Here is a 17,169-nt window from a genome sequence, read left to right as displayed (position 1 = left end):
CCGCCCGTAGATGCTTTTCCGGCAAGGGTAGATTTACCAACCAATTATAAGGAACAGAAAAAGAAGTTCTGCCGAAGATGCGGGAGGGCTGTCTCTGGGAACCCTCACCGTAGCCGGTGAGTCAATTGAGCAGGTGCGTATGGCCAACTATGCAAGAATACAAGACATTGGTAAACCCAAGGTGGTAATTATTGGCGGCGGTTTTGCCGGGCTGGAACTGGTGAAGTCGCTGAGGCACGCAGACGTGCAGGTGATATTGATTGACAAGCAGAATTACCACACGTTTCAGCCGCTCCTGTACCAGGTGGCCACCTCTGGGGTGGAGGCAGACGCCATCATTCACCCGTTCCGGAAGATTTTTGAGGAACAGAAGAATTTCTTTTTCCGGCTGGCCGAAGTGCAGCACGTAGACACGGTGCAACAGTTGGTGGAAACCAACATCGGGCTCATCCGCTATGATTTCCTGGTCATCGCCACGGGCGCCACCACCAACTACTTTGGAGACGAGCAGATGGAGCACAACGCCATTGCCATGAAAAGCGTGGCAGACGCTATTACCCTGCGCAACACCATTCTCTGCAACTTTGAGAACGCCCTGCAACTAGACGACCAGGAACAGCTCAACAGCCTCATGGACTACGTGATTGTAGGTGGCGGACCCACGGGCGTGGAACTGGCCGGTGCCCTCAGCGAGCTCCGGCTGCACGTCTTCCCCAAAGATTACCCAGAGCTGGACTTCAAATCCATGGATATTTACCTGATCCAGAGCGGCGGCGAGTTGCTCAAGGGCATGTCTGCGGAGGCGTCTAAGAAATCACAGCAGTTTCTGGAGGAAATGGGGGTGAAGGTTTGGCTGAACAAGCGCGTGAAATCCTATGACGGCTATACCGTTACCTTCAATACCGGCGAAACCCTGGTGACCCGCACGCTCATTTGGGCGGCTGGCGTGACCGGAAACCCGGTGCCCGGCCTGCGTCCCGAGAGCCTCCTCAAGGGCAACCGCCTGCAGGTAGACGCCCATAACCGCGTGATGGGCTATGAAAACGTCTTCGCCATTGGCGACATTGCGGCTATGGTCACGCCAGAGAACCCGCAGGGGCACCCCATGCTGGCCCAGCCCGCCATGCAGCAGGGAAAACTGCTGGGCAAAAACCTGCAGCACCTCATCTCAGGGCAGCCGCTTCAGCCGTTCGTGTACAAGGACCAGGGCTCCATGGCCACCATTGGCCGCAACAAAGCCGTGGCAGATCTTAAGCTGTTCAAGAAAGAAGTGAAGTCGCAGGGGTTCTTTGCCTGGCTTATCTGGATGTTCATTCACCTGGTGTCCATTGTAGGCTTCCGGAACCGGCTGGTAGTCATGACCAACTGGTTCTGGAATTATTTCACCTTTGACTCCGGCAACCGGCTCATTCTGGGCAATAAGCAGGAAAACGTGCCCATCACGGAGACCATCACCCACAAAACAGTGCTCTAACTGTAGCGGCTCTGCCGATGTTTGGGTATTTGCAATGCCCGAGCAACAGAACCCTAGAGTTCTCGGCCCAAGAGAACAGCTAAGGCTCATTCAGTTTTGCCATCTGAAAGCAGTGGAGAAGGGAGATTTGTAATTCCTGGGCAGCAGAGAAGCAAAATAGCCCTTTAGCACAATGCAGTCCCAGCCATCTTCCCTAGGTAGTACCCGTTCTTTCATCAAGTTGGTGATGCCTGAAAATGCGTTTAGGGGCCGTTTTTCCAAAAACAGCCCCTAAACGCAAGAGATAATTCAGCTGGAGGTAACTTTAGAATGGATATTGCCGAGGCTCTACCTGAACGCTCACCCATTGCACGGTTGTCATTTCATCCAGGATGAAGTCATCGCCGAAGCGGCCAAGGCCGGAGTTCTTCTCGCCGCCAAACGGAGTCTGCGGCTCATCGTTCACCGATTGGTCGTTGATGTGGATCATGCCGGTTTCTATGCGTTTGGCTATCTGAATACCGCGCTGCAAATCTTTGGTGTGCAGCGCGCCGCTGAGCCCGAACTCAGTGGCATTGGCCAGTTCTATGGCTTCCTCATCGTCTTTAAAAGAAATGATGCCCACGGCCGGCCCGAAGACTTCCTCCTGAAAGATGGGCATGTCGCGGGTGACGCCGGTCAGGACCGTTGGCTGCACCACGTTGCCTTCGGCGGAGCCGCCAATTTCCAGGGTTGCGCCAGCCGCCACCGTGCGCTGCACCAGGTCTACCACCCGTTTGGCGGCCTTGTTGTCAATAAGCGGACCCACCACGGTGCCTTCCTCAGCGGGGTCTCCGTATTTGAGGCTTTTCGCCTTCCGGACGAACTTCTGGGTAAACTCCTCCCTGATGCTCTCGTGGATAAGGATGCGGTTGGTAGACATGCAGATCTGGGCCTGGTGCATGAACCGCCCGAAAATGGCGGCGTCTACGGCCCGGTCTACATCGGCATCGTCCAGGATGAGGAAGGCGTTGTTCCCGCCCAACTCCAGGGCCAGTTTCTTGAGGCCTTCGCCGCCGATTCTGCCAATGCCTTTGCCTACGGGCGTGGAGCCGGTAAAAGATATGAGCCTGGACACCGGGTGCCCCGTGAAGTAGTCGCCTATGACGCTGGACTTGCCTACCACCACGTTGAAGACCCCGGCGGGCAGCCCGGCTTCCTCAAACAGTTTGGCGGCAAAAGTAGCCCCGGTCACCGGCGACTGGGAGGCGGGTTTCACCACAACGGTGTTCCCCACGGCAATGGCGGGCGCAATGGAGCGCATGGAAAGGTAGAGCGGGAAGTTCCAGGGGCTGATGATGCCCACCACGCCCAGCGCCTTCCGGAAGATGTAGTTCTCCTTGCCCGGCACCGACGAATTGGTGATCATGCCCTTCATGCGGGTGGGGAAGGAGCTTGCCTCCAGAATCATGTCGCGGGTTTGCTGTATCTCTACCGCGGCTTTCAGGCGGGTGCTGCCCACCTCCTTTATAAGCCACTGCGTGATTTCCTCTTTGCGCTGCTCCAGTAGGGCGGCGGCTTTGAGGAGAATCTCGCGCCGCTCAATTGGGCTAGACTGGCTCCAGGTTTTACTTTTTTCCTTGGCCACCTGAAACGCCCGGTCTACGTCTTGGGTGCTGGCGCCTTTGTACCTGTTCAGGACAGAGTTGTCATAGGGGTTCAGATTTTCCAGATAATCTTCTTCGCCTCCGTCTTGCCACTCCCCGGAAATGAATTGTTTGTCAAGGTCTTGGTATTTTTCCATAAGTAAGGTATGTTCCTAGTTCTCATAGGTTTTACACCTTCTGTGGCATTTGGTTTGGAGGGTTTTAAGAGAATGTGGAAGAAAAAACGCCTGCGTTTAGGGGCTGTTTTTCGAAAAACAGCCCCTAAACGCAGGCGTGGCAGATTTTAAGTTAATGACGCAGTGCCAGGGCAACAAGTATACCTGAGGGAACCAGTTCTGCCCGGGGAGGGGGAACGGTTAACCTCCGTGGTGGAGCACTTTGAGGGCTTCTTCATTGCCTACTTTCTCGGCCATCTCATAGGCCGTAAGCCCGCGGCTGTCTCTAATGCTTTGATCGGCGCCGTGCTCGGCTACCATCTTGAGCACCTCGTGACGGCCAAACATGGTGGCGAACATGAGGGCGGTGCCGCCGCTGCCGTTCTGGATATTGAGATCAGCACCGCGCTCTAGGAGGAGTTCGGCAATATCGGCGTAGCCTTTGAAGCAGAGCCCCATGAGGGCGGTGTTGCCGCTGTAGTCCTGGATGTTTACATCGGCACCGGCATCCAGTAGGGCCTTGGTGGCTTCATAGTGGCCTTCATAAGACGCTAGGATGAGGGGCGTGAACCCCCGGCCGTTTCGGGTGTTGATGTCTGCGCCGGCGGCAATCATTTCCTGAATGGTGACTACGTCTCCCTTGCGGGCGGCGTCAAACAGGATGTCTTCAACTCTAGTGGATGTAAAGTTCATAGGCTGGTAGTTTTAAGGGGAGCACTAATGGACTGTACGTTAAATATGCAAAAATGGCTATATATTTTTGCCATTTTTAGGGTACTTCCTGACGTTGAGGTGAAAATAGTTTAATGGCCCGTGAAAGACCCCATGAAAACGAAGGCTGAAAGTTCCTGAACCCGGTGGTGCCGTTGGGCAAGAATGGAAAAAGCCTCAGCGAGGGAGGTTCCGCTTTGGGCAGAAACCTTCCTTACTGAGGCTTGCTCACACTGGAAAGGCAGGAGGTTAATCCCGCTTGGAATCTCGTTTCTGTTGCTTCTCGGCCCTTTTCTCTTTCAGGCTTTTGGTAGCTACTTTCTTGGTGTTCTCTTTGGTAGGGGTCTTTCCTTTTGCCATGATCGTAGTGTTTTAGATGAAAGCTCTTGGCTAAAGGTAGGCAATTAAGCAGACAATGAAAACAGGAAAAACTTCATTTTGTGTGATTTAGCTGAGCCTGTACCAAGTAACCCTAGTTGGTAGAAAGACTAGCTCAACAAGACCACCTTGTTGTTGCGGTAAATGTCTATGCCCACGCGGGTGAGGTGCTTAATACTGATCCTAACCTCGTACTGCACCAGTTCGCCGTTCTCCTCCTTCTCAAAGCGGTGGTTCTCTCCCAGCAGCGATTTCTTTTCTGAGACCACCTCGCCGTTGTACTTGATGGTTTCTTGGCCCGTGAAGGAGTTGTCTACTTCAATTTTGACCGTATCTGAGAGGTGAAGGGTTAAGACGTTCATAGTGCGGTGACTGGTAGAGGGATGGGTTGATGTACCAAATTAACCCTTTTGGCCCACACCCGCAATTCCAAGATCATCTTTTGCCTTAAGGCTGACCGTGAATGGCGGGTGTGGGCGCATTTCTTACTCTTGCTTTCTGCCCGGCAGAGAAAGCTCTGGACATAACTTGGGCATCTCGTTCTGCCCCGGAGAAATGGGGCTCCACGGGCCCGTCACAAATTCTGTGATGTAATCTGACCCATAGCCCATGCGGCTCAGCCGGATAGCCACGGCCAAATTATTGACCGTTACCGGTTGTACGGGGGGGAGGTATTGGTGAGCTTTAAGGCTACTACCGTATATATTTTCCATAAAGTAGTATTAATCGTGTAGGCAGGTGGTTTTCACGTGCTTGTGGTTGATGTAAAGTACGATGTTTTATAGAAGTATTCAAGTCTATATCGCTGTTTAAAAGGAAAATAGCAGAAATAAAATTGGCTTCCTTGTATAGATGTACTGATAGAGTGTAATTGAAGTATTTGGTTAGGGATAAAGAACTATGTTTGGCAGGTATAAGTTCACAACGTGCCTGGGTAGAAAGGGAGGGTGATGCGGAAATATAAGCTGATAGGCAGAACTTTGAACCAGCTTTGCTAAAAGAAAAAGCCCCTTAAAACAGCGTTTTAAGGGGCTTTAGTGGCCACGCCAGAGGTCGCAGTTCATAAGGTAGTCAATAAGTTAGCAAAAGGGGCAAAAAAGGGGGAAGCTGTAGGGGAAGCTTTTAAAAAGAGAGGAGCCAGTCCGACCAAAGACAGGCTCCAAATCCAAGACCACGCAGCATAGGCTGGATGGTAAATAAATATACGTATTCCGGGGGAAAGCGGCAAAGGCTAATTCGGGCACAGCTCCAGCGATGCGGACATGAGCATGGCGTGGATGTACCAGTACAGGGCCCCCGCTGGGTGGAGGGGAGCGGGTCTGCTTCTCAGTTTCAGGGGTTGGCCGTAGTGGTCCACGTATAAGACGATGCGGTTGTTCTTCAGGGCGGCGTGACGTACCTCTGAAACGTTGATGAGTATAAGCAAGGCGCTGCCGGCCTGCGGTAGCTGGATGAAATTTGGCATGGTGGGAAAGTGAAAGTGAGGGGAGGTATTGGTGGACAGATTTGTCCACCAATAGAAATGTATTTTTAAGAAGCTGGCGCTCCTTTAGTGTCGAAGCTTAACGCTGTATTTATCAAATGGTCCGCATGGGTATAGATATCATCCAAAGTCTGTATCTCATGGCGCGTCTCTTTTTTGGCTTCATCCAGAAGTGAAAGGACCTTCTTGTTCCCCTCCAGATAAAGTCGGCAGATGGGTTTTCTATTATTATTATCTAAAAGCACCCCGAAATAGCTTTGAGTGTCTCTATGCATCACACGGCTTGCGTCTATCTTGGTGCGGAGTATAGAGCGGATGATATAGAACGCCTCTTTCTCCAGATCAGTGGTTACCACTTTTGAGGCTGATTCTGGGTTTACAGGCTGCACTGTAACATCTTCCTCTATCCGGGCCTGTACTGAATTCCGTCCTTCCTCTGAAGCTAACGCGTTTTTAAGCCTGTCACTGATCATGTCACTGATAAGTTGGTTAAGCGAGCGTTTAACCAATCCGGTGAATTGTTCTAAAATCTTTGCCGTTACCGCCCCAGATACTATCTGTTTTGTAAAATGTTTTACAAAGGCATCGGTAGGATTGCCCATTTCTTCTAACATGATCCGCTTTATCTCTTTCGCATACTTGAGTTCAGTGGCAGAGCTGAGAATGTTTTCTATATCAAACTGGGCTTTGTGGTATTTCTTTAGTTCAAAAATGGTCTGCTCGTGTAAGTCTGTGATGTTGAATTCCCAAAAGGGTTTGTCGTCCATTTTGTTGGGCTCTACTAAGTCAGTATAGAACCGGTAGATAATGCCGTTTGTCAGTATGCCGAACTTGGAGGTGGTCACGTGAAAGTAACGGTGCAACTGAGAGTTATGTACATCTAACTTCTCCTTCCAATGCTTGCATTCAATAATAATTGTAGGAGTGCCATCTTTAAAGATACAGTAATCAACTTTTTCGCCCTTCTTGATGCCTAAATCTGCAATATATTCAGGAACCACTTCCATCGGGTTGAATACATCATATCCTAATGCCGCGATGAATGGCATGACAAAAGCCATCTTGGTGGCCTCTTCTGTTTGAATGCTTTCTTGCATGCGGGCAACCTTTTCGCCCAGTGCTTTGATTGAATCTTGGAAATCCATTGTGTTTGATTTAGTATAGGTTTAGTGATTGATTAAGTCTGCTTAGTTATTTCATAAGACAGCTATATATATCTTATGAAGTTATTCATTATACCAGCCATGGTGAGTAACCCATAGACAGAAAAGCAATTCTTTATAAAATTTAGGTAGTATGGGATTAAGTTATGAATTCTTGCTTGAACTGTGCTTTATTTATAGAACAAAAGATGAGATGTCCTGTGGGCAAATATTGGGAAAGCCCTTCTCAAGGAAATGAATATAATCAATTAAAGCTGCTCCGCTTATTCCTACGCCGAAAAAAGGAGCCATTGTTAGAAATTGATAAGGGGGCGGTGTAGGGAAAGGAAAAGGGGGCGGAATAGTCTGCATTTCATCGTAGGCTATTGTAGAGCCTATAAAGTAAAATCCCTGTCTAAGCGGATTAGACAGGGATTTTACTGCGATATAATATGATGCGCTATTCTTTGGTGGCCACGCCTGGAATCGAACCAGGATCGAGAGCTTCGGAAACTCCAATACTATCCGTTGTACTACGTGGCCTGCTTTTGCGTGGGCAAATGTAGGAAATGCCTTCCAAGAAAGAAAGCGGGTTTGGCGTTTTTTGCTGTTTTTAGAAAAAGCGCCCCTAAATACGAATCCCGTGTGGCTCCCTGCTAACATTTCGGAAGGAAATCAGTTTATACAGGAAGATTGCCATTACTACAAAATAAGACATCATGAAAAGAATGTACACGGCGGAGGTAACCGCCACCGGAGGCCGCAGCGGCCAAATCAAATCATCTGACGGAATCTTGGACATGCCGGTGCGCCTGCCCGAAGGCCTGGGCGGCAAAGGCGGTGCCACTAACCCAGAGCAGTTGTTTGCCGCAGGCTACGCAGCCTGCTTCCAGAGTGCCCTTATGCTGGTGGCGGGTAAGCAGAAAATCCGATTGGACGAAAACTCCACTGTTACCGCCCAGGTGGGGCTTGATCAGTTTGAGGATGGCCGTTTCGGGCTGGCCGTACAGTTGGATGTGAAGGTAGACGGCGTAGACAAAGCCAAGGCCGAGGAACTGGTGGCCCAAGCGCATGAGGTGTGTCCGTACTCCGTAGGAACCCGCGGCAATATCGACGTAAAACTAAACGTGCTGGACTAAGCCTGCATTTTAGACCTATCTTGGTCAAAACTGAGTAAAAACGGGAGCAATGTCATAGTTCCCGTTTTCATTATTTTCATAGAAAAGGCCCAAAGGATCTACGTTACCTTAATAGATTGCGCCGCCGCCCACTGCCCAATGTCCTGTTTGCTCAAGGCGTGCGCCATTAAGTCGGGAAACAAGTCCGGGGTGCAGGCAAACACCGGGATGCCAATAGAGGCGTAGAATTCGGCGTTGCGGTGGTCATAAGACGGGGCGCCGTCATCATTGAGCGCCAATAACGTCACCACTTGCACACCGGCCTCTACCAGGCGTGCGGCGGTCTTCTTCATCTCGGCTTCGTTGCCACCTTCGTAGAGATCCGTGATTAAAACCAGCACTGTGTCTGAGGGGCGGGTAATGATTTGCTGGCAGTACGTGAGGGCCGCGTGAATATCGGTGCCGCCGCCCAACTGTACCCCAAAGAGCAGTTCCACGGGGTCTTGCAGTTCTTCGGTGAGGTCAGCTACGGCGGTATCAAACACCACCATCTTGGTCTGCACCGCCGGAATAGAAGCCATCACCGCCCCAAAAATACCGGAATACACCACTGAGGACCCCATGGAGCCGCTTTGGTCTATGCACAGCACCACGTCTTTCAAGGCTCTTCGTTTTCGGCCATAGCCGATGCGCACCTCCGGGATAATGGTCTGGTACTGTGGCTGGTAGTGTTTCAGGTTCTTCTGGATGGTAGCAGGCCAGTCTATTTCATTGTGCCGGGGCCTGCGGCTTCTAGTGGACCGGTTGAGGCTGCCCGTAATGGCCTGCTGGGTAGGGGCGGCCAATTTTTTTATAAGCTCGTCCACCACTTTTCTCACCACCTGGCTGGCCGTGTCTTTGGTTTTGGCCGGAATAACCCGGCTCAGGCTCATGAGGTTGGCTACCAGATGCACGTCTGGCACCACGGTTTCCAGCATCTCGGGCTCCAGCAGCATGGAGGTGAGGTTCAGCCGCTTGAGGGCATCTTGCTGCAATACCTTCACCACCGTGTTGGGGAAATACTCCCTGATATCGCCCAGCCAACGGGCCACGTTGGGCGAAGAAGCCCCCAGTCCGCCTTTTCTGGGACCGCTCTGGTAAAGGGCGTCCAGGGTTTTGTCAATGCCGGTTTCCAGCGGACTCAACGGCATGGTCAGCTCCTCTTTGGTTTCGCTGCCCAGCACCAGGCGCCAACGCTTCAATTTTTCGGCTTCGTTTTTTTCCATCATGCGTGCGGTAGGCCTAACAGGTTATAAAAGACAGGCAATAAGCGGCGGGCACGGTCTTCATCCAGCGCAGCTTCCTCTGTAGAAACCAGGGCCACGCTGCCGCCGGACTTGGCTTTGCTGGCCAGTTTCCGTTTCTCGGCCCCGGTATAATCAGAAAACGTGCGCCGAAGGATGGGTACGAGTTCCTGAAAAGTCTCTGGGGAAAGGTCAGCTAACCAGTCATCTATGATGCTCCAGATGCGGTCATCTAATAATAAGGTAGTGGCGCTGTTTTTCAGGAAACCTTCAATCCATATAGAGGCATAACTAGGGTCATTGCCTCGCGAAAGCGCGCTGCTAAAAGTCAGAGCCGTAGCGGTGGCATCATAGATTCCTGCGCTGTGCAGGAGCTTGCAACAGGTGCCGCAGATGAGCGCGTTGGCCTGGTGGGCGTGCAGCACCTGCTCCAGCGCCTCATACCACTCCGCATGGTACGCCTCTTCCTCCAGAAGCTGAACCGCCTGGTCCAGTTGCAGAATCAAACCAGCCAAGAGTTCTCCGGTTTCCTCATTGAGATTGGTGCAGGCCGGAGGCAGACCTGCGTAAATTCGGGCCATGAGCGAGTCTAGGATAAGCTGAATAGTATCTGCTTCTGTGTTCCTGACGTTGCCGTACCGTTTTACCTGCACCAGCGGCAGAAATGCCTGCATGAGTTCCTGTACGTCTGAGGTCTTGGCGGCCAGTTCATCCAAACGCTTCATTAATGCTTCTACCCCCGCGGTTAATTCGGCGGGAATGGCGTCTTCCAGTAACTGCGTAATTTGCGGCAGTTGCTGGGCCTGACTAGCCAGGTGAGCAAGATACGCGTTGGCCGCTTCTTCTAAGGTATTGCCCCACGCAGCTTTCTCCAGCAACAGAATATGTAGCTCCGGCTTCCAGAGCAGTTCCCACTCTTCTTTGAAGGTGCCTTTGCCAGATACCTGCCGTTTCTCTCCCCACGGTATCTCCAGCACAAGCAATCTATGCAACAGTATACTCCGCTGTAGCCCAGTCTCCTCCCGAAGGTCCAGTGACTGTATCTTCGCCTGTTCCTGTGGTTTGAGGCGAAGTTTCTTTTGCCAGGCCTCCATGTCTCGCTGCAGCGGCACCTGCGGCGACTCAGCCGGGATGCTTCCTATCTGGTGCCCTACAATCAGTTCCCGCCAGATAAGCTGCAACTGAATGTCATCACCAATGCACATAACCGTGCGCACTGCCTCATTGAATTCCACCAAACTGGCTTTGGGTTGCCCCCGAAGCGCCGCCAGTGAATGCGCCAGCCGTAGCGTTTCAATCACGTGCGCCGACGAAATATCTAGCTGGTTCTGCCTGAATACTCTGGCCACGTGTACCAACCATTGCGTGCCGTCATCTTCGGGGTGGAGCCAAAGGTGCTGGTACCAGCCGGGGGAGTTGATGCCTGCGCCGTAGCCACTGGCAAAAGAGAGGCGGCTGTACGTCCAGGGAATCCAGGTGGATTCTACTTTGGTCTTGGGTAGTTTGCGCAGCAGGTCATCATCTGCTTTCTGGGTAGGCATGCTCTGCAAGGCCGGTGCATGCCAGGCCCCGCATACCACGGCAATCTGCGCGAACATCTCTTTCTGGGCGGTTCTGATGCCCCGGCGCAAAAAGGCCTCCCTGATTTCCTCCACCTGGTTTTTAGGCTCAGGATAATTTTCGCGCAGCGCCTGCATGCCCTCCGCGATGGCCTGAAACGTTTCTACTGAACTCTGGCTCAACTCCACCTGCTGCTCCCACCAAACCTCGGCGTCTTCATACCCGGCAATCTGCGCCAGGTACTGGAGTGGGTTGTGGTGGATTTCCTCTACAAGAGGAGCATCTTCGGCTTCGGCCTTGGCCGCTTCTTCCTGCAACGCGAATTTGTGCGACAGGGGCATGTCAATGAACCGAATGGGGAGCTTGTGCTCCAGGCCGTACTGAATGGCCTGCCACTCCGGGGAGAAGACGGCAAAGGGGTAAAACACCGCCTGTTGCGGAGCCTCTGGTCGGTACACCAGCAAAGCTACCGGGGGCGACATCTCTGCGTGCGTGGCCCAGCGCACCAGTTCCTCCCCTTCGGGTGGGCCTTCAATCAATATAATATCTGGCCTGAGTTCCTCCAAAGCGTGCCGCACGTGCCGCGCCGAGCCAGGGCCATGATGCCGAATGCCTAAAACGTGAACCGCCATACCTGCTTACATCATGTCGCGGCAGGAACGGTATAGGTCTTTCCAACCCTCACGCTGTTTTACCACCGTTTCCAAGTATTCCTGCCACACAATTTTATCCTGTACCGGGTCTTTCACCACGGCCCCCAACACTCCAGAGGCCAAATCATGCGCGGTTAAACTTCCGTCGCCGAAGTGGTGGGAAAGGGACAGGCCACTGTTCATCACAGAGATGGCCTCAGCGGTGCTCAACGTACCGGAAGGGGACTTCAGTTTGTTTTTGCCGTCCATGGATACCCCGCTCCGGAGCTCCCGGAAAATAGTCACAATGCGGCGAATCTCTTCGGTGATGGGTTTTTCTATGGGGAGCGCCATGTGCTGACTGAAGGATTTTACCCGTTGCTGCACAATCTCCACTTCCTCTTCCATAGAATCTGGCACGGGTAAAATGACGGTATTGAAGCGCCGCTTTAAGGCACTGGACAACTCGTTCACGCCTTTATCCCGATTATTGGCCGTGGCGATGACGTTGAACCCGGTGACCGCCTGCACTTCTGTATTCAACTCGGGAACGGGCAATGACTTTTCTGAGAGAATGGTAATGAGTGAATCCTGCACATCTGAGCCAATGCGGGTGAGTTCCTCTACCCGGGCAATTTTACCTGCTTTCATGGCCCGCATCATGGGTGTTTCCACCAAGGCTTCTGGGGTGGGGCCGGTAGAGAGCAGGCGGGCGTAGTTCCAGCCGTACCGTATGGCTTCCTCGCCGGTTCCGGCCGTGCCTTGTACTAAAAGTGTGGAATCTCCAGAAATGGCGGCGGCCAGATGCTCAGAAACCCAGGATTTGGCTGTGCCAGGTAAGCCGTACAGCAGCAGGGCCCGGTCGGTGGTGAGGGTCGCGACGGCTATCTCCATGAGGCGCCGGTTGCCAATGTATTTTGGAGTGAGCTGGAACCCATTGTTGAGTTTGTCGCCCATGAGGTAAGAAACCACCGCCTGCGGCGAAAGCTGCCAGTTTTGGGGGATTTTGTGTGGGTCTTGTTTTTTGAGTTCTTCCAGTTCCTGGGAAAACTGCTGTTCGGCGTGTTGGCGTAAGACGGTTGACATAGGTTAAAGCAAGGCGTTTAGTTGTTCTTTGGTGTGCAGGACGCGGGCCATGTCTGCGCAGACATTCCTGAAAAACCGCATCTGGTACTCCTGGTATTCTTGTTGGGCGTATTGCTGCAGCACCGGCAACATGGTAGCTTCCATCTGCAATGCCCAGCGCTGGTACTGCTGCTGCGTGAGGGCGTAAGGTTTCAAAGCAAATTGCTGTAGAAGCCGTTGGTTGAGTTTGGTGGGAATGGGGGCGTAGGTGTCGTCCAGCAGAAAGTGCAGGTACAAGGCCGGGTTCTCCTCCAGAAACCTATCTGCATAGGTAAATCTTTCTGCCACTGGAAGTACCTGTAGCAGTTCCATGCCCGTCACTTCTTTTTTGGAAAGCAGCGTTTGGGCAAGTTCTCTGTGCTGGTACCTGACGGCACTCTGAACCAAACTGGGCAGGAAAAGAGGTTTGGAGGCATGGTTGGCCCAAAGCTGAACCGTTTCCACTAAAGACAAGCCGAAGGAGTTTTGCCAGAATTCAGGCTCTACGTAGGCCATGGCCTGAGAAACCCAATATTCAGCGTCATCTACGTTTTTCTGACTGCTGGTTTTTTCAAAGCCGGCGGCAAACAGTTCTTCCGGCACAGGAACGTCTGGATGGATATTGAACACCTTCCGCTTGGCCAGCAGCAGCACCCGTTCTTCTTTCACCTGTACCGCCGCTTTTACATACGCCTGCACCAGTTGGTTCAACCGTGATTGCGGCAGTTGCAGTAATAATTGATAGACAACTTGCTTTACTTTCTGGCTCTTATCTGTTAAAAGGGAGGTGAGAAACGGTTCATCGTTTAGGGAAAGATTGGGGTACAGCAGTTCCAGAAGTTCTGCCCGGGCGTTGGTGTTTTCCTCCTGCAGGTGGTTATGCAATAAGGTGAGCGCCTGCTCGGGTTGGCGGGCACGAAGGTTTTTGAAATAGCGTTTGCGCTGCTCCCAGGTGCCTGTTTCCCACACGTTTTCTTCCTCCGGGGCCACCAACGTCTGCCAGGCAGGGTTTAGCTGTGCCAACCATTGCCCGCGGTGCCCACTAATTTGTAGCAGCGCCTCTTGCCGGGCTTTTTTCTCCACGGCCATAGAAAGCACCTCTGGCAGAATCTCTGGTAAAACAGTCTTTTGCGCGGCCACGCATCTGAACAAGAAGTACTCCAGAAGGTTGTCTTCTTTATGCCGAAGGAATTGCCGGAGCAACGCATTGGCTTCTGTTGTGATATAAAGCCTTGTTTCAGCGGGGGGCGAAGGGAGCTGCACCGTCAGTTCAGGCAACTGCTGGCCAGCCTCAGAAACAAGAAAGAATCCCGCCGTCAATTTCAGGTACGCATCTTCTTTGTCTTCATTGGTAGGGCCAAGGGTTTGCTGTAATTCCTTTGCCAAGGGCGAAAGCTGGGACGGCACGTACTGGCTGGTGCCCAGCATGGCGGCTTTGATGAGGTCGGCTTCCATGGTTAGGGGAGGGGGTAAAATTGTTGTTGCACCCAATACGCCCGCAGGGTAACCCCATCCGGAGTATAAATAATGAAAGCGGTAAACGGCGCTGCGGCCGAGGTCGCTAAAACCCGCCAGCCCTCCACCTCAGGGTTCAGGAGGGGCAGACGATGCTGGTGCTGGTCCACCAGGTACCATTTCTCTTTTTGGTGCACCACTTTAACTTCGGATACTAAAAACGGAAGCTGTTCCAGGAAAGGCTGGAGGGCCAGCGCGTGGGCTACCTGGTTCAGGACAGAGTTGAAATCCGGCTCTGCCGAAGGAAGGGTAGAAGGTTGCAGGCCCTGTTGTCCTTTCACCAAAGCCCTCAACGGATAAGCCGAAGGATAATAGACCAATTCTGCCGTGATGGTAGTACCCACTACCAACGCGAACTGCGGCACTTGGCCCATGGGGTAGAAATTCAGAAGCAGGGCAAAGCGCTGGTGCTGCTGGCCCACCAGCCAAATGTGCTCGGTGGTCAAGCGGTCTTCCTCCTCCAGTTCCCGACTCAGCACCAGCCAGGCATCTAAAATTCCTTCCTGTTGCAGCACCTGCTCTTTGGGCGTGTTCCAGCCAATCAATGTCTTTATATCGGTCTGGAGCGGTACCGGGACGTGGGGCAGGTATTGGTAGGCTTCTGATAACAGATACAACGAAGAGATTCTTCGGAGGAAAGGTTTTTGCCACCCGTCTTGGTGATAAGGCAGTTGGTGTAAACGGTTCAAAGCATTGGCCATGGCGGGCACCTGGGCATCTACCATGCGGGCTGCTATGGTGCGGTAAAACGAAGGAGAGACCGAGGGGATTTGGTGAATCCCGTTCCGGACTAGGTCTCTGAGCCACACCCGCAGTTCCTCCAGCCCGGCAGACACTTTCTTTTCCCGTTCCTCGGCGCGCTTCTCCTGGCCTTTGGCGTCTGTTTTCTTTGGGGCGGCCGTTTCTTCTTTGGGTTCTTTGGCATCGGCCTTGGCCGCCCGTTTGCTCACCCATTCCTCTACATCAGGTTCCAGGGCAGCGGCGGTAGTGAAGTCACTTGAGGCGCGAGCATAGAGGTACAGCAGGCCCAAGCCGTGCTTGCAGGGGAATTTGCGGCTGGGGCAGGAGCATTTGAAGGCAATTTTCTGCAAGTCCACCATGGTGCGGTAGGGATTCTTGCCGCTGCCCTGGCAGTTGCCCCACATGGCTTTCTCATGGATGGCCTTGCTCACCCATTTGCTGGTGGTGGCCAACTGCTGACCCGCCTTCACAGAGGCCGCATCTGGGGCTAACTGGGTAATCTGGTCTTCGGTGAGGGGCATGAACATCAGGGAAAGATGATGCGCTTTCTGGTTTTGGCTGCCGTAGAAAAACACGTATCAAAATACTAAATTTCTTTGGTTTACCTTATGTTGCTAGAGAAATCTGAAATTAAAGGGAACAAGTATATCTTACCTTTTCATCAGATTTCCAAAAAAGCCTAAAACAAGAAGGCCTCTCCTGTGGTAGGAGAGGCCTTCTTAGTTATTGATAAGCAAAAAACACTTAGGCAGTAGCCAGCACGTCTTTCACTTTCTGGGCAGCTTCTTTCAGAGCCACGGCAGAGAATACTTTCAGGCCAGATTCGTCAATGATACGGGCACCTTCCTCGGCGTTGGTACCTTGCAGACGCACAATGATTGGAACGTTGATGGTGCCTATGTTCTTGTAAGCCTCTACCACCCCGTTGGCAACGCGGTCGCAACGCACAATACCCCCGAAGATGTTGATCAGGATGGCTTTCACGTTAGGGTCTTGCAGAATGAGACGGAAACCGGCTTCTACGGTCTGCGCGTTGGCTCCACCTCCTACGTCCAGGAAGTTAGCAGGCTCACCGCCGGAAAGCTTGATGATGTCCATGGTGGCCATGGCCAGACCGGCACCGTTCACCATACAACCCACGTTACCGTCCAGCTTCACGTAGTTCAGGTTGCTTTTGCTGGCTTCCACTTCCAAAGGATCTTCCTCGGCCAGGTCGCGCAGGTCGGCCAGGTCTTTGTGGCGGAACAGGGCGTTGTCGTCCAGGTCCACTTTCCCGTCAACAGCCAGGATTTTGTTGTCTGAGGTCTTCAGCACAGGGTTGATCTCAAACATAGAAGCGTCAGTGTCCAGATACGCCTTATAGAGGTTGGTCACGAATTTCACCATCTCCTTGAATGCCTCGCCCTCTAACCCGAACGCGAACGCGATCTTACGGGCCTGGAAGCCTTGCAGGCCAACGGCTGGGTCAATCCACTCTTTGAAGATTTTGTCTGGCGTGTGCTCCGCCACTTCTTCAATGTCCATACCACCCTCGGTAGAGGCCATGATCACGTTCTGACCTTTGGCTCTGTCCAACAGGATAGACAGGTAAAATTCTTTCGGCTCAGAGTCGCCGGGATAGTATACATCCTGCGCCACAAGCACTTTGTTTACTTTTTTGCCTTCGGGGCCGGTCTGGTGCGTCACCAGCTGCATGCCAATGATTTGACCAGCCAGTTCTTTCACCTGCTCCAGGTTTTTGGCCAATTTCACCCCGCCGCCTTTACCACGGCCGCCCGCATGAATCTGGGCTTTGATTACGTGCCAGCCAGTGCCGGTTTCCTCGGTTAAACGCTTGGCAGCGGCTACCGCCTCTTCAGGGGTTTCCGCCACGATGCCTTCCTGAATTCTAACGCCGTAGCGTTTCAGAATGTCTTTCGCCTGGTACTCGTGTATATTCATGAGGTTAGGTTGATGTTTTTAGGTGCACGAAAGTACAGTATACGGCTAACTTTTCAAAGCAGCGGCCAAGATGTGGCCCGTTCCGTGCCCAGCGCGCCTAATTAAAAGCGGTTTTTAAGCGAACCTCCGGTTTAGCCTGAACAATAGAAGAAGCGGTTTTGGCCTGTTTCCAGAAAAAGAGCCCCTAAACGCCGTAGGTACCCAACGGAAAGACTCCTTATAGTAAGCAGGGGCAAAAATCAGTTGCTACGGCATGAACTGGTCTGTTCCGTTTAGCGGCTCTTTTTCCTGAATTAGGCTCAAAACA

14 protein-coding genes and 1 tRNA gene are annotated in these 17,169 nt (G+C 52.5%); 2 read left to right on the top strand and 13 right to left on the bottom strand.

Annotation, left to right across the window (positions count from 1 at the left end; translation table 11 throughout):
- The first annotated feature begins 139 nt into the window (after positions 1-139).
- The gene (locus EFA69_RS19490; protein WP_123134719.1) at positions 140-1,474 is read left to right on the top strand and encodes an NAD(P)/FAD-dependent oxidoreductase; all 1,335 of its coding nucleotides are present in this window, start codon (positions 140-142) and stop codon (positions 1,472-1,474) included.
- A 304-nt stretch (positions 1,475-1,778) separates the two neighbouring features.
- Here EFA69_RS19490 and EFA69_RS19485 read toward each other — a convergent pair whose 3' ends face one another.
- The 7 genes from EFA69_RS19485 to EFA69_RS19455 all read right to left on the bottom strand — a co-directional run bounded on the left by EFA69_RS19485 (position 1,779) and on the right by EFA69_RS19455 (position 7,511).
- Positions 1,779-3,236, bottom strand: coding sequence for an aldehyde dehydrogenase family protein (locus EFA69_RS19485; protein ID WP_123134718.1), 1,458 nt, complete (start codon positions 3,234-3,236; stop codon positions 1,779-1,781).
- Between the two features lie 219 nt (positions 3,237-3,455).
- On the bottom strand, positions 3,456-3,947 hold the full coding sequence (locus tag EFA69_RS19480; RefSeq protein WP_123134717.1) for an ankyrin repeat domain-containing protein: 492 nt from the start codon (positions 3,945-3,947) through the stop codon (positions 3,456-3,458).
- A 506-nt stretch (positions 3,948-4,453) separates the two neighbouring features.
- Positions 4,454-4,705: a hypothetical protein gene (locus EFA69_RS19475; protein ID WP_123134716.1), complete on the bottom strand. Its 252-nt coding sequence runs from the start codon at positions 4,703-4,705 to the stop codon at positions 4,454-4,456.
- 123 nt (positions 4,706-4,828) lie between these two features.
- Positions 4,829-5,056 carry a hypothetical protein gene (locus EFA69_RS19470; RefSeq protein WP_123134715.1) on the bottom strand — a complete coding sequence of 76 codons (228 nt, stop codon included), beginning with the start codon at positions 5,054-5,056 and terminating at the stop codon, positions 4,829-4,831.
- Between the two features lie 518 nt (positions 5,057-5,574).
- Positions 5,575-5,808, bottom strand: coding sequence for a hypothetical protein (locus tag EFA69_RS19465; protein ID WP_123134714.1), 234 nt, complete (start codon positions 5,806-5,808; stop codon positions 5,575-5,577).
- Positions 5,809-5,873: 65 nt separating this feature from the next.
- The gene (locus EFA69_RS19460; protein WP_123134713.1) at positions 5,874-6,971 is read right to left on the bottom strand and encodes a type I restriction endonuclease; all 1,098 of its coding nucleotides are present in this window, start codon (positions 6,969-6,971) and stop codon (positions 5,874-5,876) included.
- 465 nt (positions 6,972-7,436) lie between these two features.
- Positions 7,437-7,511: transfer RNA gene (locus EFA69_RS19455), tRNA-Arg, on the bottom strand.
- Between the two features lie 176 nt (positions 7,512-7,687).
- On the opposite strand from EFA69_RS19455, the gene EFA69_RS19450 reads away from it, so the two are divergent.
- On the top strand, positions 7,688-8,107 hold the full coding sequence (locus EFA69_RS19450; RefSeq protein WP_123134712.1) for an organic hydroperoxide resistance protein: 420 nt from the start codon (positions 7,688-7,690) through the stop codon (positions 8,105-8,107).
- A 98-nt stretch (positions 8,108-8,205) separates the two neighbouring features.
- Here EFA69_RS19450 and EFA69_RS19445 read toward each other — a convergent pair whose 3' ends face one another.
- From EFA69_RS19445 to sucC, 6 genes are all read right to left on the bottom strand, one after another.
- A complete protein-coding gene (locus EFA69_RS19445; protein WP_221175773.1) occupies positions 8,206-9,354 on the bottom strand; it encodes a VWA domain-containing protein in 1,149 nt (382 codons plus the stop codon).
- On the bottom strand, positions 9,351-11,561 hold the full coding sequence (locus tag EFA69_RS19440; RefSeq protein WP_123134711.1) for a DUF5682 family protein: 2,211 nt from the start codon (positions 11,559-11,561) through the stop codon (positions 9,351-9,353). The genes EFA69_RS19445 and EFA69_RS19440 overlap by 4 nt, the downstream gene beginning before the upstream one ends.
- 6 nt (positions 11,562-11,567) lie before the next feature.
- The gene (locus EFA69_RS19435; RefSeq protein WP_123134710.1) at positions 11,568-12,647 is read right to left on the bottom strand and encodes an ATP-binding protein; all 1,080 of its coding nucleotides are present in this window, start codon (positions 12,645-12,647) and stop codon (positions 11,568-11,570) included.
- A gap of 3 nt (positions 12,648-12,650) precedes the next feature.
- On the bottom strand, positions 12,651-14,120 hold the full coding sequence (locus tag EFA69_RS19430; protein WP_123134709.1) for a DUF5691 domain-containing protein: 1,470 nt from the start codon (positions 14,118-14,120) through the stop codon (positions 12,651-12,653).
- Between the two features lie 2 nt (positions 14,121-14,122).
- Complete coding sequence (locus EFA69_RS19425) at positions 14,123-15,442, bottom strand: SWIM zinc finger family protein (protein ID WP_221175772.1); 1,320 nt, start codon at positions 15,440-15,442, stop codon at positions 14,123-14,125.
- Positions 15,443-15,665: 223 nt separating this feature from the next.
- Positions 15,666-16,862, bottom strand: a complete 1,197-nt coding sequence (gene sucC, locus EFA69_RS19420; RefSeq protein ID WP_123134707.1) for an ADP-forming succinate--CoA ligase subunit beta — start codon at positions 16,860-16,862, stop codon at positions 15,666-15,668.
- Positions 16,863-17,169: the final 307 nt, after the last annotated feature.

It is taken from the genome of Rufibacter immobilis (assembly GCF_003721565.1).
GTDB lineage: Bacteria > Bacteroidota > Bacteroidia > Cytophagales > Hymenobacteraceae > Nibribacter > Nibribacter immobilis.
This window is presented reverse-complemented; position numbering and strand designations above follow the sequence as displayed.